Annotated in this window: 17 protein-coding genes and 1 pseudogene; 5 read left to right on the plus strand and 13 right to left on the minus strand. The window is 59.5% G+C overall.

The features are described 5' to 3' along the window. Together AACY08_RS25080 and AACY08_RS25085 are read left to right on the plus strand one after the other, a co-directional pair. Positions 1-758 (plus strand): RHS repeat domain-containing protein (locus AACY08_RS25080; RefSeq protein WP_339471844.1); only part of this gene is annotated, 758 nt, incomplete at its 5' end. A gap of 797 nt (positions 759-1,555) precedes the next feature. Then, positions 1,556-1,795: pseudogene (locus AACY08_RS25085) on the plus strand (DUF3040 domain-containing protein); the annotation flags it as partial. Positions 1,796-1,828: 33 nt separating this feature from the next. Here the strand turns inward: AACY08_RS25085 and AACY08_RS25090 are convergent. From AACY08_RS25090 to AACY08_RS25100, 3 genes are all read right to left on the minus strand, one after another. Then, positions 1,829-2,626, minus strand: a complete 798-nt coding sequence (locus tag AACY08_RS25090) for an acyl-CoA thioesterase (RefSeq protein WP_339471845.1) — start codon at positions 2,624-2,626, stop codon at positions 1,829-1,831. A 91-nt stretch (positions 2,627-2,717) separates the two neighbouring features. Next, complete coding sequence (locus AACY08_RS25095; protein ID WP_339471846.1) at positions 2,718-3,479, minus strand: CHAD domain-containing protein; 762 nt, start codon at positions 3,477-3,479, stop codon at positions 2,718-2,720. Positions 3,480-3,562: 83 nt separating this feature from the next. Then, entirely contained in the window at positions 3,563-3,841 is a 279-nt protein-coding gene (locus AACY08_RS25100; protein ID WP_339414796.1) for a hypothetical protein, read from the minus strand. Between the two features lie 218 nt (positions 3,842-4,059). On the opposite strand from AACY08_RS25100, the gene AACY08_RS25105 reads away from it, so the two are divergent. Then, positions 4,060-5,097, plus strand: a complete 1,038-nt coding sequence (locus AACY08_RS25105) for a patatin-like phospholipase family protein (protein WP_339471847.1) — start codon at positions 4,060-4,062, stop codon at positions 5,095-5,097. Between the two features lie 115 nt (positions 5,098-5,212). Here AACY08_RS25105 and AACY08_RS25110 read toward each other — a convergent pair whose 3' ends face one another. The 6 genes from AACY08_RS25110 to kdpF form a co-directional block, all read right to left on the minus strand. Beyond that, positions 5,213-5,902, minus strand: coding sequence for a response regulator (locus AACY08_RS25110; RefSeq protein ID WP_010211910.1), 690 nt, complete (start codon positions 5,900-5,902; stop codon positions 5,213-5,215). 37 nt (positions 5,903-5,939) lie between these two features. Next, positions 5,940-8,591 (minus strand): sensor histidine kinase KdpD, encoded by a 2,652-nt coding sequence (locus AACY08_RS25115; protein ID WP_339471848.1) that lies wholly within the window; start codon positions 8,589-8,591, stop codon positions 5,940-5,942. An 82-nt stretch (positions 8,592-8,673) separates the two neighbouring features. Continuing rightward, the gene (gene kdpC, locus AACY08_RS25120; protein ID WP_339471849.1) at positions 8,674-9,219 is read right to left on the minus strand and encodes a potassium-transporting ATPase subunit KdpC; all 546 of its coding nucleotides are present in this window, start codon (positions 9,217-9,219) and stop codon (positions 8,674-8,676) included. 114 nt (positions 9,220-9,333) lie between these two features. Beyond that, positions 9,334-11,397 (minus strand): potassium-transporting ATPase subunit KdpB, encoded by a 2,064-nt coding sequence (gene kdpB, locus AACY08_RS25125; RefSeq protein WP_445262043.1) that lies wholly within the window; start codon positions 11,395-11,397, stop codon positions 9,334-9,336. 14 nt (positions 11,398-11,411) lie between these two features. After that, the gene (gene kdpA, locus AACY08_RS25130) at positions 11,412-13,112 is read right to left on the minus strand and encodes a potassium-transporting ATPase subunit KdpA (RefSeq protein WP_339471853.1); all 1,701 of its coding nucleotides are present in this window, start codon (positions 13,110-13,112) and stop codon (positions 11,412-11,414) included. A 9-nt stretch (positions 13,113-13,121) separates the two neighbouring features. Then, positions 13,122-13,211: a K(+)-transporting ATPase subunit F gene (gene kdpF / locus AACY08_RS25135; protein ID WP_003218754.1), complete on the minus strand. Its 90-nt coding sequence runs from the start codon at positions 13,209-13,211 to the stop codon at positions 13,122-13,124. A 359-nt stretch (positions 13,212-13,570) separates the two neighbouring features. On the opposite strand from kdpF, the gene eat reads away from it, so the two are divergent. Then, entirely contained in the window at positions 13,571-14,935 is a 1,365-nt protein-coding gene (eat, locus tag AACY08_RS25140) for an ethanolamine permease (protein WP_049709334.1), read from the plus strand. A 111-nt stretch (positions 14,936-15,046) separates the two neighbouring features. Next, positions 15,047-15,214 carry a DUF2897 family protein gene (locus AACY08_RS25145; RefSeq protein WP_339471855.1) on the plus strand — a complete coding sequence of 56 codons (168 nt, stop codon included), beginning with the start codon at positions 15,047-15,049 and terminating at the stop codon, positions 15,212-15,214. Positions 15,215-15,222: 8 nt separating this feature from the next. Here the strand turns inward: AACY08_RS25145 and AACY08_RS25150 are convergent, their stop codons facing one another. The 4 genes from AACY08_RS25150 to fcl all read right to left on the minus strand — a co-directional run bounded on the left by AACY08_RS25150 (position 15,223) and on the right by fcl (position 18,645). After that, a complete protein-coding gene (locus AACY08_RS25150) occupies positions 15,223-16,071 on the minus strand; it encodes an urea carboxylase-associated family protein (protein ID WP_339414802.1) in 849 nt (282 codons plus the stop codon). Between the two features lie 15 nt (positions 16,072-16,086). Further along, complete coding sequence (locus AACY08_RS25155) at positions 16,087-16,731, minus strand: GntR family transcriptional regulator (RefSeq protein WP_339471857.1); 645 nt, start codon at positions 16,729-16,731, stop codon at positions 16,087-16,089. Between the two features lie 340 nt (positions 16,732-17,071). After that, the gene (locus AACY08_RS25165) at positions 17,072-17,404 is read right to left on the minus strand and encodes a ComEA family DNA-binding protein (RefSeq protein ID WP_339471859.1); all 333 of its coding nucleotides are present in this window, start codon (positions 17,402-17,404) and stop codon (positions 17,072-17,074) included. 263 nt (positions 17,405-17,667) lie between these two features. Continuing rightward, a complete protein-coding gene (fcl, locus tag AACY08_RS25170) occupies positions 17,668-18,645 on the minus strand; it encodes a GDP-L-fucose synthase (protein ID WP_339471861.1) in 978 nt (325 codons plus the stop codon). Position 18,646: the final 1 nt, after the last annotated feature.

Genomic DNA, 18,646 nt, shown 5'->3' on the forward strand with positions numbered 1-18,646 from the left:
TCCGCCCGTTGGCGCTGCTGGAAGGTTTCGGTCCAAAAGAAACGAAGCCCTACCATTACCAACTCGACCACCTCGGCACGCCACAAGAACTCACCGCCCCAGATGGCGAAATCATCTGGTCCGCGCACTACCGCGCCTACGGTGAAATCACCCGCCTGGACATAGGAAAAGTCGACAACCCGCTGCGCTTCCAAGGCCAATACTTCGATCAAGAAAGCGGGCTGCACTACAACCGCCATCGCTATTACAATCCGGATATTGGTCGCTACCTGACGCCAGATCCAGTTAAGTTGGCGGGTGGGATTAACGCCTACCAGTACGTGCCCAACCCTACGGGTTGGGTGGATCCGCTAGGGCTGAGCAGGTGTCCGGGGGAGGATGGATGTAAACCCACAAATCGCCCAGAAAATCCGGGGGAAAACGTTGACGTCAATGAGGGTGACGTTGAGCTACCCAAAGGCTTTGATACCAGACTTTCTAGAAATGGAGCTTTTAAAAGAGCAAAAGCAATCGGAGGTGTACCTAAGACTCAGCATCCCAAAAATATTTACCGAGAAACCATCACCGATCAAGATCGCTACATTCAAGGAAGGGTTTACGAATTCGAATTACTTTATAGAGATGTAGAAATTCGTGAGCATTCATTAGGTCATGAAAAAGGCAATCATGCTCCACACTTCAATACCGAGGTTACCGTTGAGGGGGTAAAAGTTCCGTTAACCATCGGCAATGACTCCCATACGTATTTTAAAAGGTGATTAATGGACACAGTCTTCATACACGAAACCGGCATACACCCCTGGGCACACCTACACCCTACAGAAGAACGAGGGTATGCCACGTTCACACTCCTTAATCAAGACTTTGAAAATGTGTGGAACACTTGGCTCGCCCTCGCATCACTGTTGACACATGAATGGCCACTGATACTAACTTGGTATACCACTAGGACTCCCAAGTACAGCAAGACACAGGAGTACCTAGCGTTAAGGCGCTTTGCGAAAAACTCAGGCCCCAAAGACATATTCAGAAAAAATGAAGCAACCTCAATTTATTCTGGAGTAGAGTATTTGGACACCCGTCCAGACCATATAGATCCAAACAAACTAAAGGCATACCGTAGCCGTGCAACTTTAATGACAAGACAAGACTACCAACCAGAGTTATTATGGCAACGACTAAGCCATTTAGAGTACATATCCACAACGGACGATTTTAAATTAATATTGGCAGACGAAGAAAATCTGTTATTCAAATTTCATGACACTGAAACGCATGGCGTCGCTCAAATCATATGTCACGCTATACATTCAGAAAAATTAGAGTTTGCGATCAGCACCTTAGACATCAGGAAAATCCTCTATCCAGAGGTATACGAATACATTCACAGCTAGACTCGCCCAGAACATTTAGCCTCGACATCCGCTAAAAAATGCTCTTGCAGACTTTAGGTGAGTATTCCCTATGCCCCCCATAGCCAACCCCAATTCGCCCACTCGCCCCGCCCCACCTAAACTCTGTCCATAGCATTTCAACGGACAGAGGATTCACCATCATGGGCAAACGTCACCCCAACCTCCCCGCCTGGCAATGGCGCAGCTACCCGCAAAACCATCAGCACCCGACCAACCAGGCATTGCGCCTGATTGCGGTGGCGCTGTTCATTATCGGGTTTCTGTTGATCGTATCCGGGGTATTCAGCACAAGCCCTGCCAGTGTCGCCGTCGGCATTGTCGGTGTCCTGGCTGGTCTGGCCTTGCAGCGGCAGGGTCATAGCGTGGAAGTCCAAGCCAGTTTGTGTTGAACAGCAGCGCCACCGGCATTGAGGTCAGGCGAAGACCACCACGGTCTGGCGGCTGATGGCGATCAGCTCGCCGGTGGGGCTCCATAGCGCGGCAGCGGCATGGCCGTAGCCGTCGCGGGCGTGCTCGATGTTGACATGGTACTGGCACCAGTCGAGCGTCGTGAGATTTTGCAAAGGTTGGATGAACTCGATGGTCCAGGTAAGGGTGCTGCCCGGTGCCGGCTTTTTCAGGTGCGGCAGTAGGGCCGGTGGCCAGGCGTCGACCAAGGCGAGGATATGCGCCTCGGTCAGTGGCTCTTCTTTTACATCCCCACGTAAACGTACCCACCCGCCCATGTCGCGGGATTTGTTGCCAGTAAATGGCAAGCCGCCGACGCTCCATCGCATCGCCAGGTGGCGCATGAATTCAGGGGTGACGCCCTTGATATAGGGCAGTTCCTGACACTCATCCCAGTGTTTGAACACGGGCGGTGCTTCATTCTCGACAGCGATTTCCGACGCTCGCGACGCGCCGAAACTGGCTTGTACCAGTGTCGCCACTTCACCGTTCTGCGTCACGCGGCCGAGCAATTGGCTAACGGCCTTGCCTTCGCGCAACACTTCGACTTGATAACTGGCAGAAACGTCCGGCGCTACCGGGCCAACAAAGGTGATTGCCATTGATCGTAAAGGCCGATCGGCTGGTACCTGGGCGCGCAGGGCTTCGTATTGCAATGCGGCGACCAGCCCACCAAACGTTGCGCGGCCCTGGGCCCATTCCGCGGGGATGGTTACATCCAGCGGGTTGCTTCGTGCGGCGTCGAGCAAATCACTAAAGCGCATGGCGCGTCTCACATCAGAAGGAACAGATGGGTGATCTTAATCATCGGGCCCGTGAGGTGCAGCGCCTATTCCGGCCAAAAGCCGGACCGGCTCAGAAACAATCGGCGCTGAATTTGGCGAGCACGCGATCGGCCTGGCCTTGCGCCTTGGCCATGGTGCGATGCCATACCGCAACACAAGGTTGCAGATCGGCCTGGTGCTCGGCCTGGGCCAACCACTGCCAGCAGTCATGCCAATCCCCGAGGGCAGCTTGGGCTTTTTTCAAGCGTGACATGGCGTTGGCAGGCAATTTGTCCAGCTCGGGATACGCTTGCGCAGCGTAGCGCACGCGCTTGATCAGCAACCGCAGGCGGTGACGATCATGGTCGGGCTCTTTCAACGCTTCACCGAGTTTCTGCCATTGCTTGGCCAGACGTTTCTCGATGCGTGGGCGCAGGCCTTTGAGCAGTTTCTGGTGTTCAGAGGCACGAATAAAACGTGGGAAGGCGTCGAGTATCTGCAGCAAATGGGCAACTTCCGGGCTTTGCGCCACCTGGCGATAGGCATCGGGTTGCAAACGCAGGCGCCGGCTCGCGGCTTCGTGATGGCCATGCTGATGCAAATACGCCGCCAGCACCTCGCGGTCGCGTAGCGGCGTAGTCAGTTGGCCGACCTTGCTGGCTGCCAATTCAAGCTGTTCTACCCCAGGTAGACCGCGCAAGGGACGCAACAGGCTGCGCAGTCGTCGCACGGTGGTGCGCAAGTCATGCAAGGCTTCATCGTCGGTGACGGCGGCGAGGCGAGCCTGGCAGCTCAGTAACCCTACTTCCAGGCTAATGACCTGAGCGACTAACTGATCGACCAAAGCTGACATCCCTTCCTCCCCCTGACGACGAAAATTCCCAGGTAACTCATGGCCGCCGACGCAGCCTCGTTGCACTCGACAGCGGCTACGCGTCAACGCCCGGCGCGAGACTCACGAATATAGAACCGCGCTTTCTCGGCTTTAGTGGAGCAGCCTTCGAACGCTTCAAATTGTTGCTGGGTTTTGGCGCCGGTCAACAAAGACAAGGCCTTGGAGTAGCTCACCGTGCCGGCAAAACCCTCAGCCTTGGCCAGGTCGAGCTCCTTCCAGGCAGCGTCCAATTGCGAGCCGCAGCTGTCGCGGTACGCGGTTTTACCGGCACAACCGGCCAGGGCCAACACGATCACAGGCACACACATCCAGGCTTTCATCGATGACACCTCAAAATAAAGAAAAAACAGTCGTACGTTGTAGACGTTGCCTACATGGAAAAGTGCCTAATCCTTAGCCTGAAATCGACAGTACCTATACACCCGAGCATACCCGAGCGCCGCGAGTATTCAGGAAAAATATTACATGCCTAGCGAAGATTGAAGCTGCCACCTCAATGGGTGCATTGTGGGCGCCTGCATTAGGAAGGACATTGACCATGAAAAAACGTGTTGCCTTGGTGCTGGGCTCCGGCGGGGCCCGGGGCTACGCCCATATTGGGGTTATCGAGGAAATCGAACGGCGCGGCTACGACATCGCCTGTATCGCCGGGTGCTCCATGGGGGCCGTGGTCGGCGGGATCTACGCCGCCGGCAAGCTGGAGGAGTATCGAAACTGGATTGAAAGCCTCGACTATCTCGACGTGCTGCGCCTGGTCGACGTGAGTTTTCGCCTGGGGGCGATTCGCGGCGAGAAGGTCTTCGGGCAGATCCGCAAGATCGTCGGTGAGATCAATATCGAAGAACTGCGCATCCCCTACACCGCCGTCGCCACCGACCTGACCAACCAACAGGAAATCTGGTTCCAGGAAGGCTGCCTGCACCAGGCCATGCGCGCTTCCGCGGCGATTCCCAGCCTGTTTACCCCGGTGATGCAAGGCAACCGCATGCTGGTGGACGGCGGCCTGCTCAACCCACTGCCCATCGTGCCGGTGGTGTCGAGCCATTGTGACTTGATCATCGCGGTCAACCTCAACGCCACCAACCAGAAGCAGTACCGGTTGCCGGTGATCCAACGCCCGCCAGCGTTCAAGAGTCGCTTCAACAACCTGGCCAAATCACTCGGTTCGCACCTGCCGTTTCGCCGCAAGCAGGCCGAACAATTGCTGAAGCTGGAGCAAGAGGCATTGGAGGCGCAAGCGGCAGAGATCAACCCGTGGCTGGACTCGGCCGAGCCGGAATCCCAACAACCCAACGCCGCACCGGAAAAACCCGGTGCACCGAAGTCGGCGACCGGGTCGTTCATCATCGATAACGTCGGCCCGGCGTCGCTGCTGGACCTGATCAACCAGAGCTTCGAGGTGATGCAAACCTCGCTGGCGCAGTACAAAATCGCCGGCTACCCGCCGGATGTGCTGATCAACGTGCCGAAGCGGGTGTGCCGGTTTTTCGAGTTCTACAAAGCGCCGGAGTTGATTGCGCTGGGGCGAGAGATTGCCAGTGATACGTTGGATCGGTATGAGCGTGAGCAGAGTTGAGGGTTAAGGTGCGGCTGATGACGCCATCGCAGGCAAGCCAGCTCCCACCTTTGGAATGCACTCCCCTGTGGGAGCCGGGCTTTCCCGCGATGGCCTCGGAGCCGACGCCAAACATCTAGGCACTCAACAACCGATACCCCACCCCCGCCTCGGTCACGATAAACCTCGGCTGTGTCGGATCATCCGCCAGTTTCTGCCGCAGATGCCCCACCACAATACGCAGATAGTGGCTGTCCTCAGTATGGGTCGGGCCCCAGATATCCTTGAGCAATTGCTGCTGGGTAATCACCCGCCCCGGATGCCGGGCGAGCTGCGCGAGCACCGCATACTCCTTGCGCGTCAGCGCCACTTCGGCACCGTCCAGCAGCACGCGGCGATAGGCCAGGTCGACCGTCAATGGGCCAAACCGCAAGGCCGCTTCCTGGGCTTCACCCGCGGGCGCCTGGCGCAGCAGCGCACGTACCCGGGCGAGAAACTCCTGGATGCCGAAGGGTTTGGTCACATAGTCATTGGCGCCACCGTCGAGCGCCTCGACTTTTTGCCCTTCACTGGCGCGGACTGACAGCACCAACACCGGCACCGTCGACCACTCACGGAATTCGCGCAGCACTTGCTGGCCGTCCATGTCCGGCAAGCCAAGGTCGAGTACCAGCAGGTCCGGCTTGCTCAGTGCCGCCTGGGCCAGGCCTTCGTTGCCGGTGCCGGCCTCAATCACTTTGTAGCCCTGGGAGGCCAGGCTGATGCGCAGAAATTTGCGGATCTGCGGTTCGTCATCAATGACCAAAATCGTCGCGGTCTGGCTCATGGTGTCCAATCAAAATCCGTGAAGAAAACAGGGTAGCTCATGCCTCGCGCTCCAGGCCAGGCTGTGTCGGCAAGGGCAGGAACAAGGTGATGCAGGTGCCGCGCCCGTCAATGCCGTCGGCCACGCTGATATGCCCGCCGTGGGCACCGACCATGCCCTGGCAGATTGCCAGGCCCAAGCCTGTGCCCTGCCCGCCTCGATCACCCCGTGCGGCGGTGTAGAACATGTCGAAAATCTTTGCGCGCTCGTCTTCGGGAATGCCTGGGCCTTCATCAGCGACGGCAAAAAACAGCTGGTTATCCAGCACGCCCGCGCTCAGTTGCAAGCGCCCTTGAGACGGTGAAAAACGCGCGGCGTTTTCCAGCACATTAACCAGCGCTTGTTCGATCAGCGCGGCATGCACATACAACAGTGGCAACTCAGGCGGCACGTCGGTACTCACCTTCAACGGCGCCAGCACCGCACGCAAACGACCGAGGGCGCTGCCGACGATATCGCCCGGCGACACCCAATCCCGCGCCAGTTTCAAAGCGCCATGGCCGAGGCGCGTCATGTCGAGCAAGTTCTGGATATAGCGGTCGAGACGTTCGGCCTCATCGCGGGTGCCTTCAAGCAACTCGCGGCGATCTTCCAGCGGGATGGCCTCACCGAGCGCCAACAGGCTATCGATGCTGCCGCGCATGGAGGTCAGCGGCGTACGCAAATCGTGAGACACCGAGGCCAGCAAGGCGCTGCGCAGTTGCTCGGTCTCACCGTGCAACCGTGCGGACTCCAGCTCCTGGGCCAGTTGCGCCCGCGCCAGCGCCTGGGCCAATGGCTGGCTCAGGGCAGTCAGCAAGCGACGGCGTTGGCCGCTCAGTTCCTGGCCGGGTTTTGGACTAACGCCCAGCAAACCCAACGGGCCCTCTTCGGCTGACAACGGCCACCACCACCAACGCCCGAACGGCAAGGTGCCAGTGCCCATGCCCGCCGGTTGGTCATGCTGCCAGGCCCAATCAGCAGCGGCGCGCTCGGCTTCGGTAAGCGTCAGCGGGCCGCCGGTCTCAATCGCCCAACCGCCCTGGCTATCGCGGTTGACCAGGCACAGGTCCAGGTCACTCCAGCCTTCCAGGTGATGCGCCGCGGCGCTGATCACCGCCTGGCGATCGGTGGCGGCGGTCAGTTTGCGTGACAGGTCGAGCAGTTCGCTGGTTTCTTCCTGGGTGTCGCGCAACGCTTGCAACTGACGGCGTTGACGTGCGGCGAGGTTGCCGGTCAACGCCGCCATCAACAGGAAGAACAACAGGGTCAGCACGTCCTCTTCGCGCTGGATGGCGAAGGAAAAATTCGGTGGGATAAACAGGAAGTCGTAGGTTATGAACGACAACGCCGCACACACCAGCGAGGGCCCCAGGCTGCTGCGCACGGCCACCAGCAATACCGCCGCCAGGAACACCAGCGAGATATTCGGCAGCGGCAAGACGCTGGACACCGCCCAAGCCAATGCCGCAGCAACCACCGTCGCCACGACCGCAAGCGCATAGTCGAACCACACCAGCCCGCGCACGTCCGGCAAGCGTGACGGTGCGGGGATGTCATCGCTGTCGAGGACGTTGATTTCCAAGCTACGCGCATTACGCAGCAAACGCGCAGCCAGGCCGCCACCGAACAACCGACGCCGCCAACGCATCCGCGACTGCCCCACCAACACCAGGCTGGCGCGGCGTTCGGCGGCATGCTGGATCAGCGTTTTGGCCACCTCGCCGGCTCGCAGCAACACCACTTCACCGCCAAGGCGTTCGGCCAGTTGCTGGGCATTTTGCAGGCGCAATCGGAACTGCTCATCCCGCGCACGGCCGTTATCGATGTGCACCAGGCTCCACGGCAAATGCCGGCGTTGGGCAACACGGCTGGCATGGCGCACCAGGCGTTCGGCCTGTGCATCGCCGTCCACGCCGACCAACAAACGCCCACGTACTGCCGGCGCGGCCTGGCCGAGTTGGCGGTAGCCTTGGGCCAAATCATCGTCGACATGGGCGGCGGCGGTTTGCATCGCCAACTCGCGCAAGGCCATGAGGTTGGTCTGGGTGAAGAATGCATCAATGGCCGCGCGGGCCTGCTCCGGCACATAGACCTTGCCGTCGCGCAGGCGCTCCAGCAACTCGCGAGAGGGCAGATCGATCAGCAGCAGTTCGTCGGCCTCTTGCAGCACCCAGTCCGGCAGGGTTTCACGCACCTGCACGCCGGTGATGCCGCGTACTTGGTCGTTGAGGCTTTCCAGGTGCTGGACGTTGACCGTGGTGAACACGTTGATGCCGGCGGCGAGCAGTTCCTGGATGTCTTGCCAGCGCTTTTCATGGCGGCTGCCGGGGGCGTTGCTGTGGGCCAGCTCGTCCACCAGCACCAGCTTGGGCTGGGCGGCGAGCAGGCCGTCGAGGTCCATTTCTTCAAGCATCACGCCGCGATATTCGGTGCGCAGCGACGGTTGCTGCGGCAGGCCGCTGAGCAAGGCTTCGGTCTCGGCGCGGCCGTGGGTCTCGACCACGCCGGCGATCAACTTCACGCCCTGGCGCAACTGGGTATGGGCGGCCTGGAGCATGGCGTAGGTCTTGCCCACGCCGGGCGCGGCGCCAAGGAAGACTTTGAGCCGGCCACGGCCGTTGCGGGGCAGATCGGCTAGCAGGGCATCGGCGCGGCCGGAGTCGCTCATGCTTGGGGGTTCCTTTAAGTGTTCAGATATTCAAACCCACCGAAGATCGAATGTGTGCGAGCAAGCCCGCTCCCACAGGGGGTTACAGTTTTTCCAGAGCCATGTTCAATGCCAGCACATTCACCACTGGCGGGCCCACCAGCGGGCTTTCGATATGCTCATCCAGCAACCGCTGCAAGGTCGATACCGGCACACTCCGCGCCGCCGCCACCCGCGCCAGTTGATAGGCAATCGCTTCCGGTGGCAAGTGTGGATCAAGACCGCTGCCAGAGGTAGTCAGCGACGCCAAAGGCACCGGCCCTTGGCTGGGCACGCGCTGTTTATTCGCATCATCAAAGATGCGCGTCGCCAGCGCCGGGTTACTTGGGCCAAGGTTGCTGGCGCTGCTGGAAACCGTCGCGAAAGCGCCGGCCGAGGGGCGCGGGTGGAACCAGCTGTCACCGGTAAAGTCCTGGGCGATCAAGCTGGAGCCGCGCACTTTGCCGCTGGCGTCGTGTACCAGGCTGCCATTGGCTTGATCCGGGAAGGCGACTTGGGCGACGCCGGTCACCACCAGTGGGTAAGCGACGCCGGTGATCAGGGTCATGAGCACCAGCAGGCTAAGGGCCGGACGGATTAGGTTGGACATTTTGGATTCCTCAAGTTGTTGGACGCACTGGTGTGGTTGCAGAGGGCTGCTTCGCAGCCCAGCGCGGGCGGTGCGACGATTCGACAAGCCCGCTCACTACGAGAGCGAGTTCGGTTACACCAGGTGCAACGCCGTCAGCAGCATGTCGATCGCCTTGATGCCCACGAACGGCACCACAAGCCCGCCCAGCCCGTAGATCAGCAGGTTGCGCCGCAGCAAGGCCGCCGCGCTCGCCGCTTGCACGCGCACACCACGCAGCGCCAGCGGGATCAGCACCACGATGATCAGCGCGTTGAACACGATGGCCGAGAGAATCGCGCTTTGCGGGCTCTGCAAGTGCATCACGTTGAGCACGCCGAGTTGCGGGTAGATCGAAGCGAACAGCGCCGGCAAAATCGCAAAGTACTTGGCCACGTCGTTGGCGATGGAAAAGGTGGTCAGCGCACCGCGCGTCACCAGCAACTCCTTGCCGATCTGCACCACGTCCAGCAACTTGGTGGGGTCGCTGTCGAGGTCGACCATGTTGGCGGCTTCGCGAGCGGCCTGGGTGCCATCGTTCATCGCCATGCCAACGTCCGCCTGGGCCAGGGCCGGAGCATCGTTGGCGCCGTCGCCGCACATCGCCACCAGGCGACCGTCGTTCTGCTCATGACGAATACGGGCGAGTTTTTTCTCCGGCGTGGCTTCGGCCAGCACGTCGTCCACGCCGGCTTCGGCAGCAATCGCAGCAGCGGTCAGCGGGTTGTCGCCCGTCACCATCACGGTCCGAATGCCCAGTTTGCGCAACTCGGCGAAACGCTCGCGGATGCCAGGCTTGACCACGTCCTTCAGGTGAATCGCACCGAGCAACTTGCCATCGGCACACACCAGCAATGGCGTGCCACCGCTCTGGGCGATCTTGTCGATTTCCCGCGACAGTGCTGGTTGCAGGTCGCTGCGTTGTTGGCCGATAAACGCCAGCAGCGAATCCACGGCGCCTTTGCGGAACACACGGCCCTGATAATCGACGCCAGACAAGCGGGTTTCAGCACTGAACGGCACAGCCGTCAGCTCATCCGCAGTCGGCTCGGCTTGCGGGTGCAAGGCGCGCAGGTATTCGACGATGGATTTACCTTCCGCCGTGTCATCCGCCAGGGAGGCAAACAACGCGCCTTCGGCCACTTCCTTGCCGCTGACGCCAGGCGCCGCGACCACCGCCGTACAGCGACGGTTACCAAAGGTGATGGTGCCAGTCTTGTCCAGCAGCAGCACATGCACGTCCCCCGCCGCTTCCACGGCGCGGCCGGACTTGGCGATCACATTGAGGCGCACCAGGCGGTCCATACCGGCGATACCGATCGCCGACAATAAGCCGCCAATGGTCGTAGGAATCAGCGTCACCAACAGTGCGACCAAGAACACCAACGGCAAGCTGCCATTGGCAAAGTGGGCGAACGGTTGCAGGGTCACCACCACCAGCAGGAAGATCAGGGTCAGGCCGATCAGCAGGATATCCAGCGCGACTTCGTTGGGGGTTTTCTGGCGTTTGGCGCCTTCCACCAGGGCGATCATGCGGTCCAGGGTCGACTCACCCGGGTTGGCGGTGATGCGGATCAGCAGCCAGTCCGATACCAGACGGGTGTTGCCGGTGACGGCCGAACGGTCGCCACCGGACTCGCGGATCACGGGGGCGGATTCGCCAGTGATCGCCGCTTCGTTAACCGCCGCGATGCCTTCAACGACTTCGCCGTCACCGGGGATCATTTCCCCAGCGGTAACGCGCACCACATCACCTTTGCGCAGGCTGGTGGCCGGCACCACTTTGAAGCTGCCATCGGCCTCTTTGCGGTGTGCGCTCAGGCCTTCGCTGCCGGCCTTGAGGCTGTCGGCACGGGCTTTGCCGCGCCCTTCGGCCAAGGCTTCGGCAAAGTTGGCGAACAGCACGGTGAACCACAGCCACACAGCGATTTGCACGGCGACGTAGGTCGGCACCGTCGTGTCCGGCACAAAGCACAGCACGGTGGTGAGGATGGCGGTCAGCTCGACCACCAGCATCACTGGCGAGCGTTGCAGTTGGCGCGGGTCCAGCTTCACGAACGCCTGGACCAGCGCCGGGCGCCACAGGGCGGAGATCGCGGTTTTGGCGGGCTCTTGGGTTTGCACCGAAGCCACATTTTTTACAGGCATATTCATTTTCATATCCCCTTCGCTCTTCATTTAGAAGCAGCCATGCTCAGATGTTCAGCAATAGGGCCCAGTGCCAGCGTCGGCAGGAAGGTCAGGCCGCCCACCAGCAAAATGGTCACGGTCAACAGGGTCACGAACAGCGGGCCATGGGTAGGGAAGCTGTTCTGACCAATCGGCGCGGCCTTCTTCATCGCCAGGCTGCCGGCCAGGGCCAGTACCGGAAGGATGTAGCCGAAGCGACCGATCAACATGCCCAGGCCCAGCATCAGGTTGTGGAACGGTGTGTTAGCGCTGAAGCCACCGAACGCCGAGCCGTTGTTGGCACTGGCCGAGGTGTAGGCGTAGAGCAACTGGCTGAAGCCGTGCGGACCTGGGTTGCTGATGGCACCGGCCGGGCCTGGCAGGCTCGCGGCAATGGCGCCGAGCACGAGTACGCCAACCGGCATGACCAGCAGCGTCACCACCAGCAATTGCACTTCCTTGGCCTGCAGCTTCTTGCCGAGGTATTCCGGGGTGCGGCCGATCATCAGGCCGGCGAGGAACACCGCGATCAACACATTGAGCAACATGCTGTACATGCCGGCACCGACGCCGCCGAAGATCACTTCGCCGACCATCATGTTGACCAGCGCCACCATCCCGCTGAGGGGGCTGAGGCTGTCCTGCATGCCGTTGACCGAACCGTTGGACGCTGCGGTGGTGGTCACCGACCACAGCACCGTGCCGGTGGTGCCGAAGCGCGCCTCCTTACCTTCCAGCGGCGCGGTCTGCTCCACGGCCGGGTTGTTCAGGGTCGGGTTGGGCTGGTATTCGGACCACAACGAGGTCGCGCCACCGATCAGGAACAGCGCCAGCATGCAGCCGAGAATCGCACGGCTCTGACGCAGGTCTTTCACGTAGTGGCCGAAGGTGAACACCAGCGCCACCGGGATCAGGATGATCGATGCCACTTCGAACAGGTTGGCCCAGGCAGTCGGGTCTTCGAACGGGTGCGCCGAGTTGACACCAAAGAAGCCACCGCCGTTGGTACCCAACTGCTTGATCGCAATCTGGCTGGCCGCCGGGCCCAGGGGGATCACTTGATCCACGCCTTGCATCGTCACGGCATCGACGTAATGGGCGAAGGTTTGCGGAACGCCCTGCCACACCAGGAACAACGCCAGCACCAGGCACAACGGCAACAGGCCGTAGAGGGTGGCGCGGGTCATGTCGACCCAGAAGTTACCCAATGTGTGCGTCGATTTGCGACCAATCCCACGGCAAAGAGCAACCAGGACTGACAGGCCAGTGGCAGCGCTGACGAAGTTCTGCACGGTCAGGCCGGCCATCTGGCTGAGGTAGCTTAAAGACGCCTCACCGCTGTAGGACTGCCAGTTGGTGTTGGTCATGAAACTGACCGCCGTGTTGAAGGCCTGCGTCCATTCCTGACCCGGCAACTTCTGCGGGTTCAGTGGGAGATAGTCCTGGAACAACAGGATCGTGAACAACAGCAAAAAGCTCGCTAGATTGAACGCGAGCAAGGCCAGCATGTATTTCTGCCAGCTTTGTTCCTGCTGCTCGTCCACGCCCGCCAGGCGATAACAGGCTTTCTCCACAGGCCCCAGAACCGGGCTCAGCCAGGTGCGCTGCCCTTCCATCACTTTGTAATAGAACCGCCCCAGGAACGGGGCCGGCACCAGCACCAAGGCAAAAAAGGCAATGATCAGCCAATAGTCATAACTGTGCATGGCCAGCTCCTAGTTCCGATCCGCGCGTAACAGCGCAACCAGCAGATAAATGAACAGCGCCACGGCCAATAGCAGTGACACCCCGTCCAGAACGCTCATGGAAGTCTCTCCGTTTAGCGGCGAGTGCCGCGTGTGGGTCAATTGTCGGCAGGAGTGGTGTAAAGGAACGAGAGCGAGGGTATGGGCGGGGCGTAAAGACGGCGTAAAGAGTGGGTTTATGCGGGGTTTACAGGGGGATTTGCTGTGGATGGGAGGACCTCATCGCGGTGCGACGATTCGACTTGCCCGCGAAAGCGCCAGCTCAGTCACCACAGCACTTATCTGGTGCAACGCAGGGCAAATTCAAACGCCAAACCGTTCCCGTGGCGACACTTGCACCGCTTTACGACAATGATTCTCAGCCTGGCATGCACGCTGCAACACCTTGAATCATTCCAAACCGTTCAGGGAGCAGCACAATGAACACACAACTCAAACCCACCTTGGGCACCCTGCACTTGTGGGGCATCGCCGTCGGCCTGGTGATTTCCGGCGAATACTTCGGCTGGAGCTATGGCTGGGGCGTCGCCGGGACCTTGGGCTTTTTGGTGACCTCGTTGATGGTCGCCGCCATGTACACCTGCTTCATCTTCAGTTTCACCGAGCTGACCACCGCGATTCCTCACGCGGGTGGGCCGTTTGCCTACAGCCGTCGTGCCTTTGGTGAGAAAGGCGGTTTGATCGCGGGGCTCGCGACCTTGATCGAGTTCGTCTTCGCGCCGCCTGCGATCGCCTTGGCCATCGGCGCATATCTGAACGTGCAATTCCCGGCGCTGGACCCGAAACACGCGGCCGTCGGCGCGTACATCGTGTTCATGGGCCTGAACATCCTTGGTGTGAAACTCGCCGCCACCTTCGAATTGGTGGTATGCGTACTCGCCGTCGCCGAGTTGCTGGTGTTTATGGGCGTCGTAGCGCCCGCCTTCAGCTTCAGCAACTTCGCCCTGAACGGCTGGGCCGGTTCCGACACCTTTGGCGCCCCGGCGATTGCCGGCATGTTTGCCGCGATTCCCTTTGCCATCTGGTTCTTCCTCGCCATCGAAGGCGCCGCCATGGCCGCCGAAGAAGCGAAAGATCCGAAGCGCACCATTCCAAAAGCCTACATCAGCGGCATCCTGACCCTGGTGATCCTGGCCATGGGCGTGATGTTCTTTGCCGGCGGTGTGGGCGACTGGCGCACCCTCTCCAATATCAACGACCCATTGCCACAAGCTATGAAAACCGTGGTCGGCGACAGCTCCGGCTGGTTGCACATGCTGGTGTGGATCGGCTTGTTTGGCCTGGTAGCGAGTTTTCACGGCATCATCCTGGGCTATTCGCGCCAGTTCTTCGCCCTGGCCCGCGCCGGATACCTGCCGTCTTTCCTCGCCAAACTGTCGCGCTTTCAGACACCGCACCGGGCAATCATCGCCGGCGGCGTGGTCGGCATCGCCGCGATCTACAGCGACGGCCTGATCAACCTGGGCGGCATGACGCTGACCGCAGCGATGATCACCATGGCCGTATTCGGCGCCATCGTGATGTACATCATGAGCATGCTCAGCCTGTTCAAACTGCGTAAGACCGAACCGTTGCTGGAGCGCACCTTCCGCGCACCGGGCTACCCCATCGTGCCGGGCATTGCGCTGGTGCTGGCGGTGGTGTGCCTGGTGGCCATGGCCTGGTTTAACACGCTGATCGGGCTGATCTTCCTGGGCTTTATGGCCGTTGGGTTCGTTTACTTCCAGATGACCGCGCAAGACCGCGCGGATGCACCTGCGGATGCGATGTTGACCGGACTCTGAGGTTAACGAGGCGGAATAGGCCTACACTGAACTCCTGAGAAAGCCTGGTACTCAAAGCAGTTATCCCCGTGGGAAAATTCTCCCACGGGGATCTGCCTCAAGGAGAGCCTTATGCCGTGGTATGCGTGGTTGATTATGGTGGTCGCGATCGGGTCGATCGTCGGTGGGCTGATGATGCTGCGAGACAGCGCCAACAAGGTCGAACTCACCGAAGAACAACGCAAACGCGTGGACGAGCGTAACGCCCAGGCGGATGCGAAGGACGCGCAGGATCGCTGAGCCTTGGGTTACTCCCAAGCCGCCTTGGCAATCTGCAAACCGTGCTGCCCCTTGTAGGCAGCACGCTCCGGCTGGCTCCAGCCGTTCAGCAATTCATCTTCCAACTTGTAGATCTCAACCCCGAGCGGACGGCATACCGTGAGAGGGTCCTGCGCCTCCGGCCCCCACATCGGCAACGATAAATCCCCACCCGGGCACGTCGACAGCGCACACAGCAAATCAATCTCTGCAAAGAACTCCAGGTAATCGCCCTTCTGCGCCGGGCAAGCCTTCATGAAATACATGTCGTCGTGATTCAGGCCCGTGCACTGAAAAATGTTCAGCACGTCATGCACGTCGAACTCCGTCAGACCGTGGGGTAAAACCGCGCGCGTCAGGTTCGAATGGCAATGGTGATGGAAGTCCTCGCCGGTGAGCATCCGATTCACATACGGATCGCAACGCGTTCCGAGCAAATCATGCAAGCGCCCGCCATGCTCATCGGTGCCGTAACTGGCCAGGCTGTCATCGGTGATCGTCACCAGCGGTCTTAAAAATGGCAGATTCGACCACAACCGGTCATGCGTGCTCACATGGGCGCCCTGCAACTGACGCGTGCGCGCCGCCCACAGGCGTTCGCGAGGGTCGTTGGCGTTCCACACATTGAAGTCACCCACCTGTGGACCGACCGGCGTGGTCACACGAAACACATGCCCGGCCGGCACCTTCCACGCCCTGCCGGTTCGGATCGGTACCTCGAACTGCTCGATCAACGTACGTTGCTGTTTATGGTCACGGATGCGCTCGTAAAACGCCGTGTCGACCTGCAGCGCCGAACCTTTGCTGACCTGATAAGCGGCCGGATAGTCTTTGTACATGGTGCGGATCCTCGATCAGGGGTGATTAAACAAAGCCAACGACAAGCGTTCCGAATCAGCCAGGTACAGGCTCATCGCCTGCCCTGCCGCCGGTTTATCCTGCTGGACCAGTAACGTGTAAATCTCACGATCGCGCTCCAACCATGGCGACTGGAAACGCTGCTCGTCAGGCTCTGCGCAAAACACCAGACGCAGCTGGGCGATGACCTGGGCAAAAAACTCATCGAACAACGGGCTGCGCATCAACCCAACGATCTGCTGGTGAAACACCAGGCTGTGGGTGGCGACCGCACGCCAGTCTTCGCGCTCACGGGCCAGGGTGGTTGCGTCGATAGCGTTTTGCATGCGCTCGGATTGGGCCTCTGTCAGCGGGCCGCTCTGGGCGATGGCCTGCAACTCCAGGGTGCGGCGGACTACAAACAAATCACGCACCTCGTCGCGTTCCAGCCGCCGGACCATGACGCCCTTGTTGCGCACGTAGCGGGTCAGCCCTTCTTGGCCGAGACGGTGCAATGCTTCGCGGATGGTGTTACGTGATGCGTTGTAGGCTTTCACCAGGTCCACCTCAACCAACGGCATCCCCGGCAAAAGCCGCCCGCCGATGATGTCGGCGCGGAGTTCCAAGGCGATTTGATCGGCTAAAGACAAGCTGGATGTCATGATTGCCTCACGATTGTTGAACAATCTCATGCTTAGAGGTAACCACTTTTCATGCCAACGCTTTAACCTTCGGGTTTTGGGCGCACTTCAAGTAAAAATCCCTCCTGCCCTCGGCGGCAGAGCTGGATGCCCATTGCGACAAGCTCTTCAGCCAAGAACGGCCACTGGAAACGTTTATTGAAAGTTATCTGTTGGAATGGCACCTGACCTCCCCAGCCAAGGTTGCCTGCTGGCTACCATGTCCGCCGAACTGGGCCTGAGAGGCCAGCACAGTACGACGACACAACCCAGGGTTCTGATCGAGATAAAGCCGGTCAATGACCGGCTTCCTTTGGCTGGCTTAGTTGATCGCCAGCCTATCGCGATTCTTCTCCAGCAAGGCTTTGCCGATACCCTTCACTTCCAGCAGCTCATCAACCGCCGTGAACGGACCATTGCTTTCCCGGTAGGCCACAATCGCCTTGGCTTTGGCGGCACCAATACCGAAGAGATCGCGACGCAGGGTTTCGGCGTCGGCGGCATTGAGGTTGACCTTGGCGGGTTGCTCGGCTTTGGACATTTGGGCGGTGATGGGTGTTGGGGCTTCGGGCTTGATGGAGGGGGCCGCGGTTGTGGTTACGGAGAGGGTGGTGAGGAAGGCGAAGATTAGGGAGGTGAGGTAGGTGTTTTGCATTTGACGCTCCATGACATTGATGAGGGAAAAGCAGCTTTTCCGAAGCTGCTTTTCAAACTTAGGCCATATTGGGGATTCGTCAAAAATGCTTGAGTAACAGAGTGTTAAATCGGTCGCGGTAGGAGTGGCAATCGCATGCCCTCGTACAGATCCGTACCTGCGGAATTAGTCCCTGCAAGCGCAAAAAACGCTCTGGCAAAAAGTCGAGAAGTGAAAGGAACTAACTGGATGATTGCTGAAGGAACCACCCATGCGACGTGCCGCTACCGCGAGCGCACATCTAAAGCATTCTCGAAAAACCAGGCATAGGCGTTCCGAAGTCCGTCTTCAAGGCTGATTGTTGCTTGCCAACCCAACTGCTGTAGTCGGGAGACATCCATCAACTTCCTTGGTGCGCCGTCCGGCTTGCTTGCGTCGAAGGTCAGACGACCTTTGAACCCGGTGACATTGGCGATGGTTTGAGCAAGTTCGCGGATAGTGAAATCTTCCCCTGTACCTACGTTGATGTGAGAGAGCATCGGCTGAGTATGGGCTTGATACTGCTCAGAGTTCAGCTCCATGATATGAACGGACGCACTAGCCATATCATCGACGTGCAAGAACTCACGCATTGGCGATCCGCTACCCCAGATCACCACTTCTTCTACATCCTGTTCAACGGCATCGTGGAAGCGACGAAGAAGCGCGGGAATGACGTGGGAGTTCTCCGGATGAAAGTTGTCGTTCGGCCCATACAAGTTGGTAGGCATGGCGCTACGGTAATCGCGGCCATATTGACGGTTATAGCTTTCACACAGTTTGATCCCGGCGATTTTTGCAATTGCGTAAGGCTCATTGGTAGGCTCAAGCACCCCGGTCAACAAAGCCTCCTCAGCCATTGGCTGCTGGACCTTAACCGGGTAGATACATGAAGAGCCTAAAAACAGCAATTTCTGCACATCATGTTGATGCGCCGCGTGAACAATATTTGCCTGCATGGTCAGGTTTTCGTAGATAAACTCTGCCGGATAGGTATTATTGGCATGAATGCCACCCACCTTTGCAGCCGCCATATAGACCTGCTCAATCTTGCTCTCCGCAAAAAAAGACGTTACCGAGTGTTGGTCTAGGAGATCCAATTGAGACCTGTCCCGGGTCAAAATGTTCGTATAGCCCAACGCCTGCAGGCGTCGGACGATGGCAGAGCCAACCATTCCCTTATGGCCGGCGACAAAAACACACTCGCTCAACTGGCGTGACATC

The sequence above is a fragment of the Pseudomonas sp. EL_65y_Pfl1_R83 genome (assembly GCF_963970695.1).
GTDB lineage: Bacteria > Pseudomonadota > Gammaproteobacteria > Pseudomonadales > Pseudomonadaceae > Aquipseudomonas > Aquipseudomonas tritici.